This is a genomic window from Rhizobium altiplani (genome assembly GCF_001542405.1).
Classification (GTDB): domain Bacteria; phylum Pseudomonadota; class Alphaproteobacteria; order Rhizobiales; family Rhizobiaceae; genus Rhizobium; species Rhizobium altiplani.
This window is the reverse complement of record NZ_LNCD01000087.1, coordinates 1-4471: the sequence shown is the minus strand read 5'-3', so window position 1 is coordinate 4471 and position 4471 is coordinate 1. Positions and strand designations below refer to the sequence as shown.

The following is a 4471-nucleotide window of genomic DNA, read 5'->3' as shown; positions in this document are numbered from 1 at the left end:
TTGATAGCGGCGTGTCGTTAGCCCCAGCCAGGCTCCTACGGACCGTGACTTCTTGAAGTTCTCCGGATCTTCAATGGCGGTCACGAACGAAGTTGCAGTGACAACCCCAACACCGGGCACCGACATGAGTAGCCGGCACGATTGGCTCGCCCGCGCGATTGCTATCAACTGCCTACTGAGTTCGGCCGCCTGTTCGCGCGTGCCGTACCAAGCCTTCAAGAGTGGGAGAATGATCCGCGAAAGAGACTGGTGGCCGTCTAGGAGCATACGGACGTTGTTTCCGAAGGTTGCACCCTTGCCACTCGGAATGACCAAGCCAAACGTCTTCATCAAGCCTCGGATCTGATTTGACAGCTCCGTGCAGATCGTCACCAACCGCGTTCGTGCCGCCACAAGCGTCCGGGTGAGCATGCTGTCGTACCCTTTGACCCGGACTTCGCGGTAGAAGCCGACCTCAGCAAGATGCGCAAGGCCATCGGCATCGTTCGCATCTGTTTTGTTCGCAGCCATGTCGAGCGCTGCCTTGGCATGCCGCGCGTCGATGCAAATCGCTGGAACCCCTGCATCGGTCAGCGCATGATAAAACCATATCGAAAGGGGACCAGTCTCAAAGACGACCCGTCTGGCGTCGGGCGCATGCTTATGGAGCAAGGTTATGATGCTGTCCGGGTCGGATTTGCATTTACCGCGCCAGATCCTTCTGCCACCGCGCCGAATGGAAATGGCTGTCTCTTTCAACGACACATCAAGCCCGATATACTCTTCCATGGTTGTTCTCCGTTAGATGCCTGGGCCTGACTGCCAGTCTTGAGCCCGCACTTCATCTTATCGGGGAACAGCCACCAGCTTCCATTGTCGGGACTGCATCAGGGGCGACTCGCTCCCGCGATTACCCCATGTGGACGCTCCCACTCAACGGCATCTTCGTGCCAGAATGGTTGTGTCGGAACCATTACAAGAGAGACAGCGTCCATGGAAAAGGTTAGCATAATCGGCCTGGATTTGGCCAAGAGCACAATTCAAGTTCACGCAGCAAGCATTAATGGCTCGGTGCTTTCTCGGCGAAAGATTTCGAGCAAGAAGTTGCTCGCGTTCCTTTCAGGCGTTGATCCTTGTATTGTAGCGATGGAAGCCTGCGCGGGCAGCCACCATTGGGGTCGCGAGATTGGCAAGCTTGGTCATCAAGTCAAGCTGATCGCGCCAATTTACGTCAAACCGTTCGTCAAGCGCGTCAGAAGAATGATGCGGCCGATGCTGAAGCCATCTGCGAGGCGGCAATGAGACCAACTATGCGTTTCGTCGCAGTCAAAAGTGAGGAGAAGCAAGCTGCGGCGACAGTATTCAAGGTACGTGACCTTCTCGTGCGGCAAAAGACTCAAATCATCAATGCTTTTCGTGGTCTAATGGCAGAGTTCGGGATTACCGTTCCACTGCGCATGTCGGTATTCTCATCAGCCAGGTTGAAGACGATAGCTCGAACTTGACGGAGGCAGCACGCGCACCCTGTCTGGCATTGGTTTTAACATTACGGGCGCTCATTGATAAGGTTCGGGAACTTCCTTTATCGACAGACCTTCGGCAAGAAGCCGAGAGGCGCAGGCATGCCGCAGCGCGTGCCCCCCGCGATGGGCCGCTGCGATTCCAAGCGCGACAAATCTGCGGTTCGCGACATCATAGATGCTCCCCGCCTTCAACGGCCGACGGGGCGCTTGCATGCAGAGGAAGACTTCCGGGTGGGACGACGACGGCCGAACCGTGTCGATGTAGCGGGCAAGCGCCTCAGCAACAGAAGAAACGAGCGGATAAATCTGCGGCTGGCGGCGCTTCAGACGGAAAAGCCCTAGGGTCCGACCGGACCAGTCGATCTGATCTAGGCGTAATGCAACGACCTCACCGCTGCGCATTCCATAGACCGCAAGCAGCAGCAGGATTGCACGATCGCGGATGTCCCGCGGCTTGTCGGTCTCGGCATCGACCAACATGCGCTGCACGTCTGACCAGTCCGGGGCGTACGGCAGAGACTCCTGTCGGTAGAGCCGGGGACGGCAAATCGATCCAGCCAGACCGTCTACGCACATTCCCCGCTTTCCTGCGTAGCGTAGAAATCCGCGCAGAGCCGAAGCGGTGTTGGCGACTGACACGCGGGACCATCGTCCCGTCGCCTGGGTAACGAAATAAGCGTCGATGTCGCCGGCGCGAAGATTGCAGAGATGCCGATTTGTCTCGTCACACCAGCGCAGGAACCTACCGATCACACGGGTCCATTGCTCGAGTGTCGATGATGTGAAGCCGCGCTCATCGCGCATCCATCTCACATACTCGTCGAGTTGGCTCTGATGCTCAACCCCGGCGCTCGGTTCACGCCACCAGCCGAGAAATCGAAGCCAAGGTCGTCCGATATCGACAACTCTTCGCGCTGCGGTGACGGCTCCGTGGGCTTGTTCCCTCTCAATGGCAATCCGTCGGAGTGCCTCGATGTCGATGCCCTCTGAAGAAGCATCCGGGCCGAGACGCTTGGCAATCCACAACAGCTCGTTGCGCTCTATCGTCAGCGAGCTGGGAGCCGCCCCGCATTCCGCACAGTGGCGAAGGTAACGGTCCCGCTCTTCGGCAAACGGCGCGTCATCATAGTAGCGGCCGACCGGATGGTCGGTATCAGTCGTCAGATCCATAGCAAACCTCCATTGGAAAAGGCTTGCTACCCACCCATTGAATTATGTTGCGTCAAGAACCCCACGACGGCTAAGCGCCCTAACAACTGAGAGGCTTGCGCAACATAAATTTGGCCGCAACATAACGGCTGTAGCCGTAACCGTCCGGATGCGACCCTCGATACTCCTCCCACAGGATGAGCAGCGTGACGCCGGGCTTTTTTAGCTCGACAGCAAGGTCGGCCCAGTTGGGTTCGCTACAGATACCGTCCAGCGGATGGCAAGGCTGTGGGAGATTGAGGAGACCGTTCGGAGTCAAAGCCCTCAGGCTCGTGTCGCCGCGCGTCAGGAGATCTCCGCAGCGATCGTCAGTGACCTCTTCACTCTCGGGCAGGCGACCCTGCCGCGGGTCTCCGGCAAATCGAAACTTGCAGAGGCTCTGCGTTATGCCATCTCGCGTCGCGATATCTTCGAGCGCTTCCTGACAGACGGTCGCGTTGAGATCGACTCCAACATCGTCGAGCGGGCAATCAGGCCCCAGGCAATCACGCGCAAGAACTCACTATTTGCAGGCAGTGACGTTGGCGCGACATACTGCTCATCTGACGATGTCCTTAAAATAAAAGGGGATTTTGAACCGGATCCTGAGATATCGGACGTCTTGATCGCCTGGCATCTGCTTCGCGGCGAACAGTGTCGTCTTGAAGGTCGGAAAGTTGGATGATCCAAGGCGCTCCAGCACATAGCTGTCGAGCGGGAAGGACGCCGCTGCTTACCATCCGATAAGCCGTAGCTCGACTTACCTTCAGAATGTCGGCGGTCTCGTCGAGGGTTCTCTCTCCGCGTTCAGCCCGTTCGCCTTCCCGATAGACGGGGATGCCGTAGGTGTTGCGAAGACTGCAGACGTGGCTTCGTGTCCAGCTGGCGCCATGCCCAGTCCGCTTGCCGGAGCGGTTCAGGATCGCTGCGATTGACAAATCAGGTAACTGCCTTGCCAAGGCGCGCACGAGATCGACAACATCAGCCTTAACTGCCCACCGGGTCTGGCCGATCTTGTTCTTCTTCACTGTCATCCGGGTATGATCGCCACCTTGCCAATGGATGATGATCGCCAATGTGTCGTCGACGATATCGACGACAATTTCCGTGATTAGTAGCCGAATGATCTTTTTGCGCGTCTCGGTGGATACACTGGGGCTGTCCCATGCCTGCCCCAGGTCCCTGCCGAGCTTCATCAGTCTTGCACGGTCATCTGCCGATAGCGCGGGCATGTCGCGGTCGGTCGAGAGCGTCTCAAGCTCGATCTCCAGGTCACGCAATTGGATCAGTTTCTCATTCCAGCGTCTTTCCAACTCGCCCGCGACCAACCGATTGTCGGGATCGACAGCGTCATACTGGCGTCGCGCTCGAGCAGCCTCATATTGTGCTTGCTTGATTGAGTTCTCGAGTTGCTGACGCTTATCGCTATGACGCTGAGTGTGCGCCTCCATTGCCTGCAACGCCGCCTCGATCCCGAGGGGTTGCAGTCGTTCGAGAACTTCCTGCGCGACGGCCCGATCGACGCGCATGCCACCGAACCCGATGCAGTTTGCAGCCGCCATGTCGCCGAATGTGCCGCGACAAACGTATCGCTGCGTGTTGCCGCCTTTCCCAGAATATTGAATATGCAGTCGACGACCGCAGCGACCGCAACGAAATAGTCCAGGCAATAAAGCTTCGCCACGCCTTATCGAACCGCGTCCCATGTAGCTTTTTCCATTCGCATTCTCGGCGATCAGATGCTGATTCCTTTCAAACTCGGCCCAGCTAATATAGCCTTC

At 57.5% G+C, this 4471-nt stretch carries 3 protein-coding genes and 2 pseudogenes; 2 read left to right on the top strand and 3 right to left on the bottom strand.

Annotated elements, in window-relative coordinates; genetic code table 11:
- A partial coding sequence (locus AS026_RS21300; protein WP_062371607.1) for an IS110 family RNA-guided transposase occupies nt 1-768 on the bottom strand: 768 nt, incomplete at its 3' end.
- Between the two features lie 204 nt (nt 769-972).
- On the opposite strand from AS026_RS21300, the pseudogene AS026_RS40200 reads away from it, so the two are divergent.
- Nucleotides 973-1427, top strand: a pseudogene (locus AS026_RS40200) (IS110 family RNA-guided transposase); the annotation flags it as partial.
- A 108-nt stretch (nt 1428-1535) separates the two neighbouring features.
- Here AS026_RS40200 and AS026_RS21285 read toward each other — a convergent pair.
- Complete coding sequence (locus AS026_RS21285) at nt 1536-2672, bottom strand: tyrosine-type recombinase/integrase (protein ID WP_051321228.1); 1137 nt, start codon at nt 2670-2672, stop codon at nt 1536-1538.
- A gap of 235 nt (nt 2673-2907) precedes the next feature.
- On the opposite strand from AS026_RS21285, the pseudogene AS026_RS40190 reads away from it, so the two are divergent.
- Nucleotides 2908-3237: pseudogene (locus tag AS026_RS40190) on the top strand (IS66 family transposase); the annotation flags it as partial.
- Between the two features lie 28 nt (nt 3238-3265).
- On the opposite strand, the gene AS026_RS40185 reads toward AS026_RS40190, so the two are convergent.
- On the bottom strand, nt 3266-4471 hold a 1206-nt coding region (locus tag AS026_RS40185), incomplete at its 5' end, for a helix-turn-helix domain-containing protein (RefSeq protein WP_062371602.1).